Source organism: Bowdeniella massiliensis, from assembly GCF_023634005.1.
GTDB lineage: Bacteria > Actinomycetota > Actinomycetes > Actinomycetales > Actinomycetaceae > Bowdeniella > Bowdeniella massiliensis.
The window spans coordinates 149,133-168,314 of sequence record NZ_JALIQR010000004.1 but is presented as its reverse complement, the minus strand read 5'-3'; the positions used below and the strand labels follow the sequence as shown (position 1 = coordinate 168,314).

Annotated in this window: 24 protein-coding genes and 1 pseudogene; 15 read left to right on the top strand and 10 right to left on the bottom strand. The window is 62.5% G+C overall.

Going from position 1 to position 19,182, the window contains the following annotated elements; all coding sequences use genetic code 11:
* Positions 1 to 1,209: 1,209 nt before the first annotated feature.
* The 4 genes from MUN85_RS04040 to MUN85_RS04030 form a co-directional block, all read right to left on the bottom strand.
* On the bottom strand, positions 1,210 to 1,443 hold the full coding sequence (locus tag MUN85_RS04040; protein WP_250505491.1) for a hypothetical protein: 234 nt from the start codon (positions 1,441 to 1,443) through the stop codon (positions 1,210 to 1,212).
* Between the two features lie 9 nt (positions 1,444 to 1,452).
* Entirely contained in the window at positions 1,453 to 1,560 is a 108-nt protein-coding gene (locus MUN85_RS13040) for a group II intron maturase-specific domain-containing protein (RefSeq protein ID WP_431603544.1), read from the bottom strand.
* 83 nt (positions 1,561 to 1,643) lie between these two features.
* On the bottom strand, positions 1,644 to 1,817 hold the full coding sequence (locus MUN85_RS04035) for a reverse transcriptase domain-containing protein (RefSeq protein WP_250505490.1): 174 nt from the start codon (positions 1,815 to 1,817) through the stop codon (positions 1,644 to 1,646).
* Between the two features lie 39 nt (positions 1,818 to 1,856).
* On the bottom strand, positions 1,857 to 1,997 hold the full coding sequence (locus MUN85_RS04030; protein WP_250505489.1) for a hypothetical protein: 141 nt from the start codon (positions 1,995 to 1,997) through the stop codon (positions 1,857 to 1,859).
* A gap of 472 nt (positions 1,998 to 2,469) precedes the next feature.
* Between MUN85_RS04030 and MUN85_RS04025 the strand changes: the two genes are divergently transcribed.
* Together MUN85_RS04025 and MUN85_RS04020 are read left to right on the top strand one after the other, a co-directional pair.
* Positions 2,470 to 3,060, top strand: a complete 591-nt coding sequence (locus MUN85_RS04025) for an isochorismatase family protein (protein ID WP_250505488.1) — start codon at positions 2,470 to 2,472, stop codon at positions 3,058 to 3,060.
* Positions 3,061 to 3,447 (top strand): hypothetical protein, encoded by a 387-nt coding sequence (locus tag MUN85_RS04020; protein WP_250505487.1) that lies wholly within the window; start codon positions 3,061 to 3,063, stop codon positions 3,445 to 3,447. It abuts the gene before it with no gap.
* 7 nt (positions 3,448 to 3,454) lie between these two features.
* Here MUN85_RS04020 and MUN85_RS04015 read toward each other — a convergent pair whose 3' ends face one another.
* The 3 genes from MUN85_RS04015 to MUN85_RS04005 form a co-directional block, all read right to left on the bottom strand.
* Positions 3,455 to 4,375, bottom strand: coding sequence for a restriction endonuclease (locus MUN85_RS04015; RefSeq protein WP_250505486.1), 921 nt, complete (start codon positions 4,373 to 4,375; stop codon positions 3,455 to 3,457).
* 295 nt (positions 4,376 to 4,670) lie between these two features.
* Positions 4,671 to 5,540, bottom strand: coding sequence for a phosphotransferase family protein (locus MUN85_RS04010; protein WP_250505485.1), 870 nt, complete (start codon positions 5,538 to 5,540; stop codon positions 4,671 to 4,673).
* A gap of 76 nt (positions 5,541 to 5,616) precedes the next feature.
* Complete coding sequence (locus MUN85_RS04005) at positions 5,617 to 6,087, bottom strand: SRPBCC family protein (protein WP_250505484.1); 471 nt, start codon at positions 6,085 to 6,087, stop codon at positions 5,617 to 5,619.
* Positions 6,088 to 6,247: 160 nt separating this feature from the next.
* Between MUN85_RS04005 and MUN85_RS04000 the strand changes: the two genes are divergently transcribed.
* The 6 genes and pseudogenes from MUN85_RS04000 to MUN85_RS03975 all read left to right on the top strand — a co-directional run.
* The gene (locus MUN85_RS04000; RefSeq protein ID WP_250505483.1) at positions 6,248 to 7,291 is read left to right on the top strand and encodes an ABC transporter substrate-binding protein; all 1,044 of its coding nucleotides are present in this window, start codon (positions 6,248 to 6,250) and stop codon (positions 7,289 to 7,291) included.
* Complete coding sequence (locus MUN85_RS03995) at positions 7,281 to 8,303, top strand: FecCD family ABC transporter permease (RefSeq protein WP_250505482.1); 1,023 nt, start codon at positions 7,281 to 7,283, stop codon at positions 8,301 to 8,303. Before MUN85_RS04000 ends, MUN85_RS03995 begins: the two co-directional genes overlap by 11 nt.
* Positions 8,300 to 9,283, top strand: coding sequence for a FecCD family ABC transporter permease (locus MUN85_RS03990; RefSeq protein WP_250505481.1), 984 nt, complete (start codon positions 8,300 to 8,302; stop codon positions 9,281 to 9,283). Before MUN85_RS03995 ends, MUN85_RS03990 begins: the two co-directional genes overlap by 4 nt.
* A 3-nt stretch (positions 9,284 to 9,286) precedes the next feature.
* Entirely contained in the window at positions 9,287 to 10,090 is an 804-nt protein-coding gene (locus MUN85_RS03985; RefSeq protein WP_250505480.1) for an ABC transporter ATP-binding protein, read from the top strand.
* On the top strand, positions 10,087 to 11,046 hold the full coding sequence (locus tag MUN85_RS03980; protein ID WP_250505479.1) for a siderophore-interacting protein: 960 nt from the start codon (positions 10,087 to 10,089) through the stop codon (positions 11,044 to 11,046). The genes MUN85_RS03985 and MUN85_RS03980 overlap by 4 nt, the downstream gene beginning before the upstream one ends.
* 5 nt (positions 11,047 to 11,051) lie before the next feature.
* Positions 11,052 to 11,368, top strand: a pseudogene (locus MUN85_RS03975) (ribonucleotide-diphosphate reductase subunit beta); the annotation flags it as partial.
* Between the two features lie 19 nt (positions 11,369 to 11,387).
* Here MUN85_RS03975 and MUN85_RS03970 read toward each other — a convergent pair.
* Positions 11,388 to 12,212 (bottom strand): fumarylacetoacetate hydrolase family protein, encoded by an 825-nt coding sequence (locus MUN85_RS03970; protein ID WP_250505478.1) that lies wholly within the window; start codon positions 12,210 to 12,212, stop codon positions 11,388 to 11,390.
* Positions 12,213 to 12,324: 112 nt separating this feature from the next.
* Here MUN85_RS03970 and MUN85_RS03965 point away from each other — a divergent pair, with 112 nt between their 5' ends.
* The 4 genes from MUN85_RS03965 to MUN85_RS13035 all read left to right on the top strand — a co-directional run bounded on the left by MUN85_RS03965 (position 12,325) and on the right by MUN85_RS13035 (position 15,273).
* The gene (locus MUN85_RS03965) at positions 12,325 to 12,723 is read left to right on the top strand and encodes a cupin domain-containing protein (RefSeq protein ID WP_250505477.1); all 399 of its coding nucleotides are present in this window, start codon (positions 12,325 to 12,327) and stop codon (positions 12,721 to 12,723) included.
* On the top strand, positions 12,720 to 13,160 hold the full coding sequence (locus MUN85_RS03960; RefSeq protein WP_250505476.1) for a RidA family protein: 441 nt from the start codon (positions 12,720 to 12,722) through the stop codon (positions 13,158 to 13,160). Before MUN85_RS03965 ends, MUN85_RS03960 begins: the two co-directional genes overlap by 4 nt.
* A complete protein-coding gene (locus MUN85_RS03955; RefSeq protein ID WP_250505475.1) occupies positions 13,160 to 14,527 on the top strand; it encodes a TIGR00366 family protein in 1,368 nt (455 codons plus the stop codon). Before MUN85_RS03960 ends, MUN85_RS03955 begins: the two co-directional genes overlap by 1 nt.
* A gap of 74 nt (positions 14,528 to 14,601) precedes the next feature.
* On the top strand, positions 14,602 to 15,273 hold the full coding sequence (locus tag MUN85_RS13035) for a GntR family transcriptional regulator (protein WP_431603543.1): 672 nt from the start codon (positions 14,602 to 14,604) through the stop codon (positions 15,271 to 15,273).
* A gap of 197 nt (positions 15,274 to 15,470) precedes the next feature.
* On the opposite strand, the gene MUN85_RS03950 is transcribed toward MUN85_RS13035, so the two are convergent.
* Both MUN85_RS03950 and MUN85_RS03945 read right to left on the bottom strand, forming a co-directional pair.
* Positions 15,471 to 16,106 carry a hypothetical protein gene (locus tag MUN85_RS03950; RefSeq protein ID WP_250505474.1) on the bottom strand — a complete coding sequence of 212 codons (636 nt, stop codon included), beginning with the start codon at positions 16,104 to 16,106 and terminating at the stop codon, positions 15,471 to 15,473.
* Between the two features lie 392 nt (positions 16,107 to 16,498).
* Positions 16,499 to 17,230 carry a uracil-DNA glycosylase family protein gene (locus MUN85_RS03945; protein WP_250505473.1) on the bottom strand — a complete coding sequence of 244 codons (732 nt, stop codon included), beginning with the start codon at positions 17,228 to 17,230 and terminating at the stop codon, positions 16,499 to 16,501.
* 807 nt (positions 17,231 to 18,037) lie between these two features.
* Between MUN85_RS03945 and MUN85_RS03940 the strand changes: the two genes are divergently transcribed.
* The 3 genes from MUN85_RS03940 (at position 18,038) to MUN85_RS03930 (ending at position 19,117) form a co-directional block, all read left to right on the top strand.
* Entirely contained in the window at positions 18,038 to 18,523 is a 486-nt protein-coding gene (locus MUN85_RS03940; RefSeq protein ID WP_250505472.1) for a DUF1889 family protein, read from the top strand.
* Positions 18,524 to 18,602: 79 nt separating this feature from the next.
* Positions 18,603 to 18,827: a DUF2188 domain-containing protein gene (locus tag MUN85_RS03935; protein ID WP_027020286.1), complete on the top strand. Its 225-nt coding sequence runs from the start codon at positions 18,603 to 18,605 to the stop codon at positions 18,825 to 18,827.
* 128 nt (positions 18,828 to 18,955) lie between these two features.
* Complete coding sequence (locus tag MUN85_RS03930; RefSeq protein ID WP_250505471.1) at positions 18,956 to 19,117, top strand: hypothetical protein; 162 nt, start codon at positions 18,956 to 18,958, stop codon at positions 19,115 to 19,117.
* Positions 19,118 to 19,182 lie beyond the last annotated feature (65 nt).

Here is a 19,182-nt window from a genome sequence, read left to right as displayed (position 1 = left end):
CGCTCCTACTCTGTCGACACACGGGAGTCGGCGCCCTTATGATCACTCCGCGGGCCTAGACCTGAACTCTCAGGAAGCCAAGACAGTAAACACTCTACCGGCTGACTATTCACCCTGAGATCATGACCAGCCCGCCTATATCCCCCAACTCACATAGATGTCGGACAAACAACCTACATCATCGACTTCCGCTTTGCGGGTAATATCGTTTCGACCAGGGGAAACTTCAAGCTAGCTTGGGCCAGAATGTCCAGCACAAAGGCAGGAGATCAGTCAAAGAAGTTCATGCTTAACACAGGCACTACGGTGATTGATGTTATTGGACTGCGTGCTTGTTATAACATTTACCGAGAACTTTCCTGACAGCTTATGAGTATTTTATGCTGAAATATTTAGATAACCCTATTGTTGCCACGATTGTTTCCGCGGTTGCCGCTCTATTTGCGTTCGCTGTTGTCTATTTAGAGATGCCGCCAAGACTCGCTCGAAAAACGGGTACCACTACACCCTTACGTGAGCGCTTAACACAACTGAGTCGAACTGGAAAGGTCCTGTTCCTAGTTGGCATTCTGATGACAATCTCTGCGATAGCGTCGCTTCTGGAAGTCGCCACCTGAATGTAGTCTGCTCGGCGTTTGGGCTCCTCATTGAGCTGCTTCGCTCGGCTAAGCATGGAGACCGAGCCGCAAGAGCCGATTATCTATCTCGGCGGCAGCACAACCCTGCGCATTGTCGGCTTTTCGCAATTTATGGTGGTGGTTGGGGTCTGAATTTGCCGGTTTCCAAGAGTGTATTAGCGGTGTTATGTCGACTTCGGGAGATAGGAGTCTAGCCGGTTCTTCCGGACAGTTTCGGTTCGTTAAATCATGCTGCTTCCGGGCTGGCGTTGGGGAGGGTTTCGGACTCGTGGGTGATCTCATGCCGAGGCCGGAGTGGCGTCGGCGGGGGTTGCGCCAGGCTTGAATCCACTCGGCCATGTCGATGGCTTCGATCACGAGCTCAGTGCGGATGTGATCGGCGATCGACCAGCCCACGATCCGCCTGCTCCACGCGTCCATCACTGCACAGCAGTAGACCCAGCTGTCGCTGGCGCGGTGTTGAGTGTAGGGTCGTCCAGCAGCGCTCTGCCAGTCTTTGGACTGGTGGGTTTCTGCTGGCTGCCCTCCGAACCGGACGTGCCCATTCCTAAGCATTCGGCTCTCCATGTGGTCACGTCCATGCGCTCGTCCAGGGTGTGGGGATACGTGTTCCGCGATACCGGTAGCGGGTCACGGTGACCTGCTGGCATCGGAAGAACTCGACTCCGTGGTCGCGGATCTGCCAGGCTGGCAGGTTGCGACGCACCAGGGTGCGCATCCTCAGTTTCGGGTGTCGCTGCTTCAGCCAGCCCACGATTCGCCAGAAGGCCAAGTGATCGATGTAGCTGCTGAAGAGGTGTTTCACGACACCGTGCTAGAAGTATGCGCACCACCAGGGCAGCACCGGGTTGAGTCGGCGCAGCAGGTCAGCGAGTGTTCGATGGGCTGCCCGATGGGTCAGTGTCCGCACCTTGTCCTTGATGGAAGCTATCGACTTTCGCGACGGATAGGTGTATACACGGCTGTTTTCCCGCCATGACCTCTGATCCGGCGGCGCTAGATACGCTACCCGAGGAAATCAAGCCCGGTGTCTACGTGCGTGACCATCGTCTTCTCCACCGACAGGCGCAGTCCCATCGGCGCGAGCAATGTAGCGACTTCGTCCCAAAGCGCCTCGGCATCGCCGCGGGTCCCGCGGACGAGAACGACAAAGTCATCCGCATAACGGACCAGCTTCATCGTCGCGCCCCCGGCGCGTCGATGCTTCGTGCGCGACCATTACGGTCCGAGCGCGTCCCACTTGCGTTGGAAGTGCTCGTCCACCATGGACAGGGTGATGGTCGCCAGCAGCGACGAATGGATCCCGCCTTGCGGGATGGCTTGGCAGCAGGCATCACATACTCGTTCCTGGAACGCCACCGCCACACCGCACGTGTCCGGAAAACCGGGTCAGGCTCCCTTTGTTGAGTGGCGTCGTGGGGAGCCAGCCCTAGCGCGGGTAGGATTCTTAGTTGGTCAACATAACCGGGTGGGGGTTTAGCGGTTCTTGAGCAACGCAATGAGAGAGTCCGAGGTTTGGTAGCGGGCGGGTCGTCGCTCGTCGACGGCGGAAACGCGCTCTAGCGTCCGCCGTTTTAGTTCGAAGTCGGCGTGCAGCTAGATCCGAGTGGTCTGGATGTTCGCGAGTCCAAACCGGAGCGCGATGCTCGAGGTCTCGATCCCAGCTTGCAGCAGGCTCATCCGGCAGGTGTGCCGCGGCGTTTATGGGTGACGTTCTTCCCGGCCAGCGAAAAACACGGGTCGGCCGCGGCACGGCTACATCCTCAACCGCCAAGAGCCCATTCACGGCCTGGCAACAGTAGGGTGGAAGCACGCTACGGAAGGACCCGTGATGGCTCGCGCACTGCTCGTTGTTGATGTTCAGCCGACCTTTTGCGAGGACGGCGCCCTGGGCGTTGCAGGCGGCAATGCCGTCGCCCAACGAATCGCCGACTTCGTCGCATCTCATCGCGACGACTACGCCCTGATCGCTACCTCGCAGGACTGGCACATCGACCCGGGCGAGCATTTCTCTGACAATCCGGACTTCGTTGACACCTGGCCACCGCACGGCGTGGCCGGAACCGCCGAGGCCGAACTGCACCCCGCGCTCGCGGACTTAAACGCCGACATCGCCGTCAAAAAGGGTCAATACTCCGCGGCGTACTCGGCATTTGAAGGTGTCACCGAGGACGGCACGAGCCTCGCGGAGGTCTTGAAGGACGCGGGAATTGAGGCCGTCGATGTCGTCGGCATCGCCGAGTCTCACTGCGTGTGCGCCTCAGCGCTCGACGCCCGCAAGGAGGGCTGGCCGGTGCGCTGCTTTAGCAACCTTACCGTCCCAGTCTCCGAGGAGCTGGGCGCGGCCGCGCGACAGACCATGGCCGATGCTGGCGTCGAGCTCGCGGACTCCTCAGACCTGGGCATGGCGGGACACGCCTAAATGATTTCGCTTGATCGGGCACGTGACCTTCGCGCTGCGGGCATCCCGTGGACGCCGCGTAGCGGAGATCAATTCATGATTCCGGACCGCGATCTCGATAACGAGGTTTTCGTTATCTCGGAGATGACGATCGACGCTGAGAATCTTCCGACGGGCCAGATCGTGAAGTTCAACGGCACGACCGAGTGGGCGCTCGACTCGATCTCGACCGATGACGTCCTGTGGTTGCCGCGAGAAGACCAACTACGCGAATTCCTCGGCGAGAATTTCACTCGACTAGAAGCCGCCGCCGGTGGGTTCGTCGTGGAGTTACGCGACGGCTCACGGCACGCAGATGCAAGCGCTGCCTCCGCCTATGCGCGAGCAGTGTTATCGCAGCTGCGCTAGCTTGCTCCTACTCTTCGAAGAAGTCCTCATCGATTTCCGGGATCCTGATGACCTGGCGGCTTTGCACACCGACACCGTATTGCAGCATCAGCTTCGTCAGCAGCTGGCCGTCGACGAGGACAATCTTGCCGTGGATTTCTCGCTCTGCAAAGGTTCGTGCGTCTGACGTGAAAGACGACGTGGTGATGAAGACGCCGCGATCCACGCCGCGTCCGGTGATGGCACCAAGGAATCCCTGAACGTCTGGGCGTCCGACCGAATTGGTATCGGCGTAGCGCTTCGCCTGGATGTAGACGTTCTGGACGCCCAGTGGGTCCTGGGGAATGATTCCGTCAATGCCTCCATCACCGGAGCGCCCGGTATGAACCATGCGGCGTTCTTTTCCGCCATAACCCATGGCTGTCAGGAGATCGAGAACGGCCTTTTCAAAGAACTCGGGTGTCGAGTCCTGCAGCCGGGCAAGTAATTCCGTCGCTACGACGTCATTGATCTTTTCAACATTGTCCTGAATAGTCTCCATTGGATCCTGGTCGTCAGAAACACTCGCGGAACTATCACGGACTTCGTCTCGCGATGCACGACGTTCTTCGAGTTTCGCCTGGTACGCGTCCCACATGGGTAAGCCGACAAGATCCGCTTCACGGAAGGGCCTGTCACCCCACTTGGCAGCGAGCTGACGACCCACCTCGGTGATTCGATAGAGCCCTCGAGCCGGACGTTCCACTGCCCCCGCAGTTGCGAGCGATGTGATGGCCCAACCGATCCGGTTCAAGCTTCTCGACTGCCCGCTGGGAAGTCGCTCGGCCCGTTTTTCGGGTGTTAGACCTGCGTAATTGCTGACCAAGGAATTGAGTTCCTGGCGTACCCGCGTCTCACCATCGAGGAGAACTTGGAGCACCATCGGTCGGAAATCATCGGAGGTGGGCATGTCGGAAGGGTGTGAAGCCATGTCGCTATTATCGCCGCTCCCTACAAAAGCGAAGCGTGTCGAAGTCCAGTATCGAAAATGCGTTACATCGAAATTGATGCTAGTTCGGTTTCGGTTGTCGTCGATAGTGTGGACTCACAGCCAGGAGAGGGGAGCCGGCCGTGGCTTTGACGTTTGATATCGAGGAGCGCCGGGTGTTCTTTCGCGACGTGAAACCCTATGAGGTTCCGCAAAGGCTGGAGGATTTGAAGGGCCCAGCCAACGGTGTTTCGGTTTCCCGAGCTCCGCACGTAGGTCAGCGGTTTGCCCGGGCAAGGACGGCGGAAAGGCGCTGCCGGCCCTCGCGCTCGAAGGCCTCGTCGCCGACCTTGTATGCCCAGGCAGCGGTGGCGATTGCTTCGCGCAGCTCGGCCATAAGCCACTGCGGGCTCGATTCGATCCCCTCGGCCAGGCCGTAGCCGCGATAAAACGCCGCGCGCGTGGCGGGGTACGTGCGCCATTGGCGGCCAGCGATGCGCAGAAAATCTAGGACGGCGGGCCGGTGGCCGAAGCGTCCGAAGTCGATGAGTGCGACGCGGCCGTCGTGCACGATCCAATTGCGGGGTGAGAAGTCGCCGTGGCTGGGGACGACGATGACGGGCTCCGGACGGTGGGCGCGCAGGATCTCGCCTGCTCGATCGGCCTGCGCGGGCGGGATGCGGTGGGGGCGGTTCAGCCACTGCAGCGCCTTTTTCCTCATGTGACGCTCGATCGACTCATCGAGGCTTTCGCTCGCTGAATGCAGCGCTCGTAGCAGCTCGCCGGCCTGCTCGCTGATGCCCGGCTCCGCCTCGCTGACCGTCCCCTCAACGAGTGAGCCGGGCAGGAATTCGGCGCACAGAATTCTGGCCTCGCGGTCGGCGGCGATCAGCTGGGGCGCGGCGCTACGAGCGATCAGGGCCTGCAGGGCGTCGTCGTCGTGGGCGGAGATTTCGCGGCCGATGTGGTGGTTGTCCGCGCCGCCGGCTTTGATGATGACCTCGTCGTTTCCGCTCACGCAGTGCAGGACGCAGGAATCCACGAGGTGCCACGACAGATCGGCGATGAGGCGCGCGCCCGGCAGCGCCGTCGCGATGAAGTCGCGCTGCGAGTCCGTGAGGTGGGGGTAATCGATGGCGGCGCGCACGGTTCTTATTGTGACAGGCCAAAGCCCGCCGCCACGGCTGGTGGGGCGGGCTTTGTTCGGGCGAGGAAGCTGGGCGTTAGTTCGTCGCGACGGCGGCGGCGAGTTGGTTGAGGGACTCTTCCAGCGTGGATTCGTCGAAGGCGGGGAAGATCGAGATGAGGTCCTTGTCCGTCACCTTGGACCAGTCGTAGGTGAGGGTCACGTTGGTGGAATCCGAACCGTCGGCTTCCAGCGTGTAGAGCCACTCCCAGCCGGCAGGCTCGTCCTTGTTCTCCTCCTGGGCGGGCTGCCAGCCGACCATCTTGTTCTCGTCATAGGCGGTGACGTGGTTGTACATCTGGTAGTCGCCGCCCATGGCTTCGGCGTGCATGTTCATGACGAAGACGTCGCCAACCTCCTGGATGCGCTGGGACTTCTCGTCGGAGACGACCGTGCCGGAGCCGTCGAATTCGCTGTGGCGGGCCGGCAGTGTCAGCAGGTCGAAGATGTCCTTGGCGGGAGCGTCGATGATCCGGGAAACGATGATCTGCTTGTCATTGGTAGTCATGCCTTTACTCTGCCCGAGGGCAGGGATTGACGCACGTTAAAAGGGGAAGCGAGGTCACAGCCGCGAACGGTTGATCGGCGGGTGGGCGCACCACTACTGTAGTGTGACGTCGATCAGTTAGGTAAGCCTAACCACAGTTTCCCAGTTCTTAAGGTTTCTCATGACTCCACGTCCTCGCTCCGTCGCCCTCGTTGCGGTCCTTGCGAGCGCACTGCTCACCACCTCGGCCTGCAGCTCCACCCCGTCGCCCTCGGATACCCCCGCCTCCTCGCAAAGCTCCACCGCGAGCGCCGTCGACCACATCTACGGCACGACCGAGTTCACGACTCCCCCGACTCGCGTCGCCACGATCTCGTGGGTCAATGCCGATGCCCTCCTCGCGCTCGACGTCGTTCCCGTCGGGATGGATAGCGATATTTGGGGCAATAACGCCCAGAACTCCACCGATTGGAAGGATGCGAAGCTCGCGGAGCTGGGTGCGGCGATCGGTTCTACGGGCGCGCCCGTTCAGTTCGATGTGTCCGACGGGATCGACTACGCCGGGATCGCGAAGGCGAAACCGGACGCGATTTTTGCCGCATACTCCGGGCTCAGCAAGGAGGAGTACGACAAGCTGTCGAAGATCGCGCCGACCGTCGGACCGCTCGCGGCGAACTACACCGCACCCTGGCAGGACGTCACGCGGGCCGCGGGCGAGATGCTCGGCAAGGCCGACGCGGCAGCGGCCGTCGTCAAGGACGTCGAAGCGCAGATTGCGCAGCAGACCGAGAAGTTCCCCGAGCTGAAAGGCGCGACGTTCATCGCCGGCAACCTCGAGCCGGCCAAGGGTGGGATCAACGTCTACACCTCGGGCGATACCCGGCCGCGGTTCCTCACGGCGCTCGGGATGGTGGAGGCGCCCATCGTCAAGCAGCTCGCCACCGGCACCGGCTTCTATACGAACGTCTCGCCCGAGCGCGCCGACGAACTCGACTCGGACGTCTTCTTCTCCTGGGGGCCGGGCGGGCAAAACGCCGATGAGGTCGTCGCGGCCAACCCGCTGTTCGGCCGGATTCCGGCCTACGGCAAGGGCGGCCTCGTGCTGCTGACCAACGACGCCGATGTGCTGGCGATCTCCGCGTCCTCGCCGCTGTCACTGCCGTGGGCGATCGATACCGTCGTGCCCGCGATCGCTGCCGGAGCCAAGGCCGCCGTTGGCCGGTAGCGTCCCGGCGCCGAGCGCGCCGCGGAACCTCCTCACCCTCGGCGCGCTCGTGTTCGTCCTCGCGGCGGCCGTCCTCGCCTCCCTCATGTGGGGCGCGAAGGCCGTCAGCGTGGCCGACGTCGTGGCCGCACTCGCGGGCACGGGCGGCCAGGAGCTCGCCGCCGACATCGTTGCCTCGCGCGTCTCGCGGACGATCGCGGGCGTCGCGATCGGCGCGGCGCTCGCGCTGGCGGGGGCGGGCCTGCAGGGCCTGACGCGCAATCCGCTGGGCGATGCCGGGATCCTCGGGATCAACGCCGGCGCCGCGTTCGCCGTCGTCCTTATTACCTCGCTCCTTGGCGCGCGTGGGATCGCAGCGGCCTCGAGCGCGGCATTCGTCGGCGCCGCCGCGGCCATGGCACTCGTCTACGTTCTCGCCTCGGTGGGCAGCCAGGGGCCGACGCCCCTGAAGCTCGCGCTCGCGGGCGCGATCCTCGCCGCGGCGCTGTCCTCCGCAACGATGGCGCTCCTCATGGTGTCCGACACCGCGCTCGACGACTTCCGATTCTGGCAGGTCGGCACGCTCGCGGCTCGCTCCACCTCCGAGGTGCTAACCGCCCTGGCGCTCATCGTGCCGGGCGCGCTGCTGCTCGCCTCGACGGCCCGCGCCGCCAATGCCGTGGCCCTCGGCGATGACATGGCTCGCGCACTCGGCTTTCGACTGGGCGTGACGCGCGCGATCGGCGGCCTCGCCGTCGTTCTCCTTGCGGGAACGGCCACCGCGCTCGCGGGGCCGATTGCGTTCGTCGGGCTCATGGTGCCCCACGCCATGCGCACGCTCGTCGGCTCCGACTACCGTTGGCTGCTGCCTGCGAGCGCCCTTGGCGGACCAATTCTGCTGCTCGCCGCCGACACGCTGGGCCGCGTCATCGCACCGCCGAGCGAAGTGCAGGTCGGCATCATGTGCGCGCTGCTCGGGGCGCCGCTGCTCATCGTTCTCGTCCGTCGCGGCATCAAAGGAACTGCGCTATGACCCGCCGCCTCACCACGAGCCTGCTCCTAGTTGCGCTCGGCATCCTTGCCGCGCTCTCGACGATCGTGTGGGGCCGCGATCCGCTTGCGGCCGGCGACGTCATCGCGGTGCTGCGCGGCCAGGACGTGCCGGGCGTGAGTTTCCTGCTGCTGGAAGACCGCCTGCCGCGCATCGTCATCGGCGCGCTCGCGGGCGCGGGCCTCGGCGCCTCGGGGTCGCTGTTCCAGCGCTGGCTGAAAAACCCGCTCGCGAGCCCGGACGTGATCGGCGTCGGCTATGGGGCGGCCGCGGCCGCCGTCGCCTACCTCGTCATCGCCGGAACCGCCGACGGCCTTATGCCGCTCGCCGCGCTAGCCGGCGGGCTCGCCGTCGCCGCCGTCATCTACCTGCTGGCCGGTTCGGGCGCGAGCGCGGGGGCCAAGCTCATCGTGTCGGGCGTCGCGATCGGCGCGATGCTGCAAGCGCTCATCCACTACCTCCTCACCCGCGCCGCGATCCGCACGGCCTCCGACGCGCTGCACTGGCTGACCGGCTCCCTCGCAACGAGCACATGGCCGCGCGCCGCACTCCTTGCCGCGGGCCTCGGCGTCATCGGAGTGACGTTGCTGCCGGTCGTGAGGCGCCAACTCACCATCCTCGAGCTCGGCGACGCCGCGGCCGCGGCCCTCGGGCTGAACGTCTCTCGCGCGCGGGCGCTGCTCGTCTTCGTCGCGGTAGCGCTCAGCGCTATCCCGATCGCCGTCACCGGCCCGATCGCCTTCGTCGCCTTCCTTGCGGGACCGATCTCCGCGGCCCTGACCGGCCGAGGCATCCGCATCGGCGCCGCCGCCCTGACCGGCGCGTGCCTCGTCCTTGTCGCAAACGCCCTGGCGATGAACCTGCTGCCGCACACCTCGCTGCCGGTTGGCGTCGTCACGGGCGCGCTCGGCGCCCCCGCGCTCATCCTTGTCCTCCTTCGCCACCACTCCCCCGGGAAGTAACGCATGCCGAACCTCGCCGCCGAGCATCTCACGCTCGCCTATGACGCCCACCCCGTCGTCTCCGATCTCACGCTCACTATCCCCGACGGCCGCATCAGCGTCATCGTCGGCGGCAACGGCTGCGGTAAATCAACGCTGCTGCGCGCCCTTGCCCGCCTGCTGCGCCCGCGCAGCGGAGCCGTGTTGCTCGACGGCGCCGACATCCGCTCCCGCCCCACCCTTGCCCTCGCCCGCGAGCTCGGACTGCTGCCGCAGTCCCCCACGGCCCCGGCCGGCATCACCGTCGCCGAGCTCGTGCGGCGTGGCCGCTATCCGCACCAGGGCCTGTTCAAGCGCTTCTCCCCCTCCGACGCGGCTGCCGTCGCCGAGGCGATGGAACTCACCCAGATCACCGCGCTCGCCGATCGCCCCGTCGACGAACTGTCCGGCGGCCAGCGGCAGCGCGCCTGGATCGCGCTCGCCCTCGCGCAGCAAACCGACATCCTGCTGCTCGACGAACCCACGACCTTCCTCGACATCGCCCACCAGCTCGAGGTCCTGGACGTCATCACCGATCTCAACGCCCGCCGCGCGACGACCATCGTCATCGTCCTGCACGATCTCAACCTCGCCGCACGCTACGCCGATCACATCGTCGCCCTGCGCGGCGGCGAGATCTACGCCGCCGGCTCGCCCACCGACGTCATCACGCCCGCCATGGTGCGCGACGTCTTCGCCCTGCCCGCCCACGTCATGACCGACCCGGTCTCCGCCACCCCACTCGTCCTTCCCATCGGCCGCCACCACACACTAGGAGCTACCTCATGACCGACTTCACCGACGCGCTCTGCGATCACCTCGTCTTTGCCACGACGGTCACGCGCGTGACCGATCTCAGCCCCTCGCTGCGGCGCGTCACCGTCACGGGCGCGGACCTTGCGCACTTCGGCACGGGCGGGCCGAGCCTCGATCTACGCATCAAGCTGGCCCTGCCGGCCACCCCCGGTGGCCCACTGTCGCCCGAGCTGCTCGCGCTGCGGCCCGGCATGCCCGCGCCCGCCGACCATACCGGCTGGTACCGACGCTGGCTTGCCTCCGATCCTGCCGTACGCGGCTACCTGCGCACCTACACCGTGCGCGAATTCCGGCCCGATGCAGCCGGGCACCCCGAGCTCGACATCGACATCGTGCTGCACGGCGGTGACAGCTCCGGGCCCGGCGCCAGCTTCGGGGAGCACGCCCAGGTGGGCGACACTCTCGCGATCTTCGGCCCCAACCGCCGCCTCGCGACGCCCGCCTACCGCGGCATCGAATTCCGCCCCGGCAGCGCGAACGAGCTCCTGCTCATCGGCGACGAGACGGCCCTGCCCGCCATCGCCGCAATCCTCGAGAGCCTGCCCGCACCCGTGCGCGGCACCGCGCTCATCGAGGTCGGCGAGCAACGCGATCGCCTCCCCCTCACCACACCCTCGAGCGTGGACGTCACGTGGCTCGTGCGCGGATCCGAGTTCGCGCGCGGCGAGCTGCTCGATCGCGCGATCCGCGGCCTAGACCTCGCGCGCTTCGCCGCCCCCGGCGAGCATGCCGAGCCCGAGGACGTGAACGTCGATGACGTCATTTTGTGGGAGACGGACACCAGCGAGCAGGACGCGTTTTATGCCTGGATCGCCGGCGAAGCCGGCTGCGTCAAGCAGCTGCGCCGTTACCTTGTCCGCGAGGTCGGGATCGATCGCCGCCAGATCGCGTTCATGGGGTATTGGCGCCTCGGCAAAGCCGAAAGCTGAGTGGCTCGGGGTTCTACCTGCCGCTGCACTTCTCCGTCCAAGCCACGACGACAAACACCGCCGACATGATCCGCCTGATCCTGCGTGACAAGGCCGTCCACGGCTGGAACTCAAGGACTTCACCGCGAGCCTGCTCGGTGAACTCTACGAACTCGAACTGCAGTACTCCGGCGAGTTCTACGAGCCGCTCGGCCTCATGGATGACGTTGCAATCTTCGTCCGCTGCAACGCGAACAAAGCCCTCATGAACCTCGGCTACCCCGCCCGCTTTACCGCCGCCGAAACGGAGGTCAACCCCAAAATCCTGTCCGCCCTCGCCCCCGCGACGACGACTGGATGTTCTAGGCGAAAACAATACGATTTCGTAGGGTCCCGATGCGTTCTACTGTAGTTGTGATCAGCTGACCATCCTGAAGATACGTCTTGGGGTCCATTCCATGTCCAACCCCTCCAGGTGTGCCGGTCGCAATAAGATCACCAGGACGCAACGTCACGATTGTCGAAAGATACTCGACAAGCGTCACCGGGTCGAAGACAAGGTCGTTCGTATTTGCAGCCTGGCGTTCGTCACCGTCAACCTCGCAGGAGATCTCGAGGTTCAAATCCTCAAGTTCATCGGCCGTGACCATCACAGGCCCCAGAGGAGTTGTCCTTTCCCAGCACTTTCCTTGGAGCCATTCGTTTGTACGGTTCTGCCAATCCCGCATTGAAATGTCGTTCATGACGGTATAGCCAGCTATCGCGCTGGCCGCAGCAGCACCAGTGACATTGCGAATGGTCTCTCCGATCACGATGACCAGTTCCGCTTCCCAATCCAATGCCGCTTGCGCGGAAGCCGGAATCACAATGTCATCGTCTGGCCCCGTCAACGTGTCTGCGAACTTGGCAAATACCGTTGGGTACTCAGGACGCGGACGCCCCATCTCTTCGATGTGGTGGGCATAGTTGAGCCCGACGCAAAGGATCTTGCCAGGGTCAGGGACGACAGGAAGGAGCGTCACGTCCGCGGCAGCTACGAGCTCTGCCGTGCTCAAATCTAGTTCGCTCAAGTCCTCGCCTGAGCGCAACAGCTGACCCACGCTGTCGAACGGAAGTAACTCATACCTTTCGTCTTCGAGACGTGCCGCCCGACTTTGGTCCCCAACTTTCACCGTTGCGAGCTTCATTTTGCTCCTCCAATCAGTTCCGCGTTCAAAACTATGGTCGAACCCTTGCGGTTTAGATATGTGATCACATATTATCTCGGATAATACACGAACTACGTTCAAAGGAGACACCATGTCCTACAACCCTGACGGTCCGATCGACGGCGAGCGGAAGGTCTCGGAGTCCGACCTCGAATGGGAAGAGAAGTCCCTGAAAGGCTGCTTCGAAAAGACCTTCTTCCGTCACGAAGAAACCGGCGCCACAATCGCGCTGATCAAATTTGAAAAGGGCGCAGGCATCCCAATCTTGCACGAGCATGCCTCGAACCAGTTCATGTACATGCTGTCGGGAAAGTACGAGTATCCCGAATCCGGAATCGTCCTAGAACCTGGTGATTTCTATGGAAACCAGGTAGGGCACCTGCACGGACCGACTGTAGCCCTTGAGGAGACCATCTTCCTCGAAATCTACGACGGGCCTCACTACCCGTCACGCCCCGAGTTCTACGACAACGATGAGGACGCCCGATGACCATGTCCATTTCGGAGATCAAGTCTCCTAAGCTCGCGACGCCGCTCGGCATCTACTCGAACGGCATCAAGGTGACCAATCCCGGCAGCATCATTTTTCTTCCAGGCTTCACTTCTCGGGATAGCGACGGAAACGTCGTCGGTGAAGGTGATATCAAGACCCAAACCAGGCGCGTGCTTGAGAATATGCAGGTTGCGCTGGAGGAAGCGGGCGCGACTATGGCTGACGTAGTGCGAATGACGATCTACATCCGCGACATGGACCAATTCAGCGATATTCACGAAGTTCGCGCTGAGTTCTTCACCGAGCCTTACCCTGCGTGCGCGATGCTCGAAGTCTCGAGGATGGTGAGCCCTGAAACGCTCATCGAGATTGAGTCGATCGCAGTCCTTCCACATGGAGACAATGTGCCCTCCGAACTCGAAAGGAGCCAATAATGACAGCTCCGACGACCACGGCCAATCAAGGCACACTACTTCGCGTAGCAGATGCAGCTAATGCGATTGTTCAGAGGTTTCTGCCAGACCCATATGTCATCGGCGCCTTGCTTGTTGGTGGAGTCTTCTTATGGGGAGTGCTAGCTACCCCCACGACTCCGACCCAAATGCTGGAACTTTTCGGCGACGGAGTATGGAGCCTCGTCGGCTTCTCTATGCAACTCTCGGTCGTAATCGTCACGTCCCAAGCTCTCGCGAACACACCGCCGGTCGCCCGAGTTCTGGAGCGACTCGCTTCCTTGCCGAAGAGTGGAGCACAGGCGGCGCTTTTCGTTGGTCTCTTCACCTCCGCCATCTCTTTTCTCAATTGGGGAGTAGGCTTCGTCGCCGGTGTGATTTTGGCGAAGGAAATCAGTCGGCGAATTAAAGGAGCTCACTTCCCGCTTCTCGCTGCAGCGGCGTATGCCGGATACACCGTATGGGCGGGCGGAATCTCATCGTCCATCCCCCTTACAGTGAACACTCCAGGCCACCCTCTCGAAGAGTCCACGGGACTCATTCCGCTCACATCGACAGTCCTCACCCCTGTAAGCCTGATCCTGTTTGGCGCACTCGCACTGACCTACGCCCTCATTTCGAGGTTCATGGCACCAAAGCATGACGAAGCAGTCGGACTCCCCGAAGAGCCAGAAGAAGCTGAAAACGTTGACGCCGTTACAGCGGAACCGCGCACCTTTGCCACTATTCTCGAACGGAGTCGGATCCTGTCGATCGGGCTCGCCCTAATTGGACTCACCTGGTTCGCAGTTTCTGTTGCTCGAGGTGGGCTAAATGCGCTGAATCTCAACCTCATTAACCTCCTCATCCTTTCTCTGGGGCTGATGATGTACAAGGGCGTCATGCCTTACTTGAGGGAAGCGGAGAAGGCTGGCAGCTCGATCATTCCAATCGTGATCATCTACCCGCTGTACTCTGCAGTTTCCACGATGATTACTGGCTCAGGACTTGGCGAGATCATCACGAACGCGTTTGCCAACTTCGCCACGGGTCCAACCCTGCCCGTCATTACCTTCCTCACCGCAGGAATCATCAACGTCTTCGTCCCCGCCGATGGCGGGCATCTGGTTCTGCAGGGTCCCATTTTCTACGAACTGGCCCAGAACCTCGGAGCAGACCCTGGCATCATCACCGTTGCCATGGCCCAAGGTGCGAACTGGACGAATCTCCTGCAGCCATTCTGGGCTCTTCCGCTATTGGCCATCGCTCGTCTCGGCATACGCGACATCATGGGCTACTGCTTAGTGATGCTCGTTGCTGGCGGGGTCGTCGCGTCCTTGATTCTCGGAATTTTGCCCCTGTTCCTCTAATTCGTTGGTGGTAGGCGAGACCTTCCGTCTCGCCTACCATTAGTCCAGAGACACGTCATCTGTCAGGAGTATCTATGAGGCTTCAGCGAACCTTGGCTGATCAGGTCGCCGCCGAGCTTCATGGTGCAATCCTGAAGGGCGAATTTTCTGGGGGCAGCGCACTACGGATCCGTGATCTAGCGGAACGATTTGCCACGAGCCCAATGCCTATTCGAGACGCTCTAAGACAGCTAGAAGGTCTGGGACTGGTGGAGATTCTCCCGCACCGAGGCGCCCGCGTTCTCGACCTCTCGCTAAGCGACCTGGATGATACCTATGCAGCACGTGCGGCTATGGAAAGTACCGCCGTTCGGCTGGCAGCTTCCCGAATCTCAAGGGGTGAAGTAGCCGAAGCGCGCAAGCACCTCGATGCTCATAACCAATGCATTGAGCAAAGTCGCCTAGAGGAAGCTCGGGATGCTCATCGCAGGTTTCATTTCGCCCTGTATAAAGCTGCGGGTTCCGAATGGCTCGTCCGTGGACTCGAGCCCGCTTGGCAAAATGCGGAACGATATCTGTTCGCTGCCCCTAAGGGCGATGTTGATCACGAGCAGACTGCTTCCGAACACGAGGCCATTCTGGACGCATGCGCGAACCATGACGCTGAGCGAGCATCGGAAACAATGCATGCCCATATTATGTCCGCTAGAGATCGAGTCGCGTCTCTTCTCATGGATAACAGCGCGTTTGATCGGTCAGCACCCTAACAGATGAAAAAGCGACCTCTATAGGAGTAGGAGCGGCGATCTTCGTCCGCTACAACGCGAGCAAAGCCGCTTCACCGCGGCCGAAGCCGAGGTCCACCCAAAATCCCGTCCGTCCTCGCCGCCGCGACGACGACTGGATGTTCCAGCAGGTCGAGTAGCTCGCCACTCACGCTTACATCTCACCTCGCCAGCGTGTATTACTCAGGGTCGGCCTGGCGCGAATGCGCTCGATCAGCCTCGGGTTCTAACTGAATTTTCAGCGCAAACCACTCAGCACTCTCCGACGAGATCTCGCCACGCGCGACCCGATCCCCTGCCTCGTTGATCTGGTGTTGCGCGTCAGACGGATCCCGGCCCTCGTAATAGGCGCATATTTTTTCGGCCCGACGGTGAGCTTCGAGGTATGTTATCTCTCCGCGATCTGCTGCTCCATACACCTCATCGCGCCAGACAATGCCCTCGACATCACAGGGTTCCGGGCATTCTTGCCACCTCTGCGAATATGCTTTTTCCAGTTCCTCCCACCCGGGAGCGGTGACTCTCAGATGTAGCTCGTAGAGTTGGTCGTGGTTCTCCCGATCAATCTCTGGCACACCTTGTCGAGTTCGTATAGCCACCAGAAAGATGCCGATCTTGCTGTGGGGGGGTCGAATTTGGTAGTAATCGAGATACTCGAGCACCTGCTCCCACTCCATCGCAGTGCAGCTAGCAAACACGTCCGGGTAAATCTCCTCGTAGGAAGCCACGCAGTCGAGGTCATGGCCCTCAATGAGCGCAAGGGCTTTTTCGGGGATGATTTCACCGGCCGCGACCCGTGCAAGCTGGGCACGCATGAATTCGCACGGAATCTCTTAACTCGGATCACCAATGTTTCGGCAGCCAGACACTGTTGCCTTCTAGCGTCGCGGGAGTCTCACCACCAGATCCCGCCCATATTTTCAAGCTACCAAGGCGGCCCCAACGTACGTGCGGCACTTAAAATTATTTAGAGGCCCATCACAGATGCAGAGAAACCAGCAGGCTCGCCTGCTGGTTGACGGTGGCTATTCAGGGAAACGGTGAATACCCACGCCAGACGCGCCTTGACGGTCTTGCCCGCGCCAGTCGACGCCGTGAGAGATGACTCTGACAGCGGCCCGTAGCGGTGGTACATGTCCCGGGCCGGATCCAGGTTACGCAGCACGTCCCGGACGGGCCTCGCTCCGGTAGTCCTTCAGGGTGAACCTCATGGTCGGTCCGTTCGTCCGGGCACCCACAGGCCCGAGGGGTCCTGGCGGGAACCGAGAACTTTGGTCGCGTTGCAGATGCGAGCGTTCAGTCCACCTCGGTGGGAGTAGTGCCAGATCGTCACGCTAGGTGAGTCGAAGTACTTCTCGAAGACAGTACGGAACTCCTGCTTCTTCTCCACTAGATCCCTGACGCTCCCACCCAGGAAGACGACGGTGGCGTGGCGAGGCGGTTCAAGATGTCCAAGGGTCTCGTCCAGGAGTTGGGCGCAGATATCCCGATGCTTGGCATCACTCTTCAGTTTCTCTTCGGCCACTTTGGAGGACGTCTCCACGGTTATGGTGTCGAGGTCCACGATGAATCCTCCCCACAGGCCCCAGTGGTAGGCCACGGCACGAAGGCGGTGGTCCTTGGTCACAGAACTCGTGTCGTGGAAGCAGCCGAAGGTACGCGCATCCCGAACGACCCGCCCGGTCTTATCCTGACGTCCGGCAGGGTTCAGTCCGACGAGCACAATGTCCCGCCGCAGGGCCTGCCCCACTCCTGCGAGGTAGTCGTCCTCAGTGGGCGCCTCGAAAAAGCCCACCTCACCCACTCCTGCGGTGGTCAACTGGCTGTCCGGGTCGAGCACCTCCGGCGGGTTCTTCCAGACCGCCCATGAAGCCACATCGGCGCGGTTGGCGCGCATCCATTGGTAGACGCTGAACGGCACGCTCGCGGTCATGGTCATTACCTCCGGTTTAGGTCGGGATCTCCAGCCCGCACCTTGTCCCCACGACGCGGGGCCCGACTCGGCAACTCCACGGCCTCGGGCTGATGCTGCTCGAAGACGAGCCCGAGTTGCTTGTCGGCCTTCCGGGCCTGCCTCAGTATTTCAGTCAGCCTCGACACTCGCTACGTCTCCTTCACGGTCTGCGAGTGCTCGAACTCGCTCTCTGTCATCGTAGGCAGCGGCAACGACAGAACCGGCCAGGCGTGGCCGACCAGGGGCGGACCCGGCGTAGCCACCGTGCATCGAGCGCCCTCCAACGCAGAAGTCCCGGCCCTGGTGACCCGGGGCCGGGAGTTCGCTTGAAGAAAATCGGCTAGTACAAATGAATAGCCATGGTGGCTATTCAAGGAAACGGTGAATGCCCACGTCAGACGCGCCTCTCACCAACGGTCTGAATACTTCACCACACGCCCAAGGGTAGGTTCACCACATGGTGGTGGGACACAGCGAGGAGGCTGTGCCCGCCAGAACTGTCAGTGACCTCTGGCAACGTCCCGGACATGACGCGCGCCTACACCGCCCTGTGCAACACGACCGACCGGCACCAGGACCTCATCACCGCCCTTCGCTGGGCCCGGGACCACGCCGAGGACGGCCAGCCCGTCACGCTGTGGTGCTGGGACAAGGAGGGCCTACCTGCGGGCCTGGTGGCTCAGGCCCCCTCGCTGGGGATCGCGGTCCACTCAGAACGCCCACGTCCGCGGTCGCTCCTTCCGTACTCCGAACGGCCCTGTCGTGGCTGTGGACCTCCCGTTGGAGACTCTGGTGGAGATCGAGCCCTTCGATCACCCTGTCTGCCTCGTGCACGCCTACGTGCCGGAGAACGACAAGCGGGGCGGATGGATCGGCGGGGACGATCTACCTTTCGACCGTCCTTGGATCAACGCCTACCGACCCGAGTGCCTGTCAGGCCCGCCCATCCAGACTCCCGAGCCCCTCATCACCGACCCCGTGGTGGCCGTAGCGGTGAAGTCGTTCACCGGGAGGACCTACGGCGGCACCACGATGCACGACTACCGCGACGGTGACCGCGTGACCCACGGGCTCATGGAGTTGCGCAAGGGCGGGCACGTCATCGAGCCCGACCTGCTCTTCGCTTCCGCCCTGCGGGCAGGCTGGAAGGGACGTGAGGCGGTGCTGTTCTGGAAGGTCGCCAAGGATGTCGCCAAGGGGGTCAACAAGCGCCCCAAGCACCACTACCGCGAGGACATCCTGAACCACTGGCGCTCCGAGGCCAACACGACCCAGTAGTAGCGCGCTCCCGTGGTCCCAGGTGTGTCAGAGGTGCCGTCCATGCTGGAGGTAGGACGAGCCTTGAAAGGAGGTGAACATGAGCAAGGGCGACATCGAGACGTACCACGAGGACGGCCAGTGGAAGAACCGCGCGCAGGGCAACAGCCGGGCGAGCAATGTCCACGACACCAAGGCGGCAGCGCAGGCGGCTGGCCGCGAGATGGCCAAGGACCGAGGCGTGGAGCACGTCATCAAGAAGATGGACGGCACCATCGGTGAGAAGAACTCCTACGGGAGGGACTCCTACCCGCCGAAGGGCTGACCGGACTAGAACCCCGCGCTCTTCGCTGGGAGGGCGCGGGGTTCCGCATCACTTGTGATCAGCGACGACAAGAACTGTCTCGCTGGAGTTGCTGAGGATGTCGGCCAGCCTGGCTACAGTCCAGGCGCATGAGAGCGACCAACCAGCAGACACTGATCAGCGCCGTCTTCGAGGCAGCCGAGCGCGCCACGCAGGACCTCACCCATCTCGTCCCCGATCTCGACCGGGACCGCACCGAGTACGCGCTGGCGTCGGTGCTGCTGGAGGAGGCGTGGGTCAGCGGTCTCTGAGCCTGACCTCACTCGCGAGGAGCCGCCCCGCCGTTCGCGAAGCCGTCGAAGGCCCGGATGTCCCG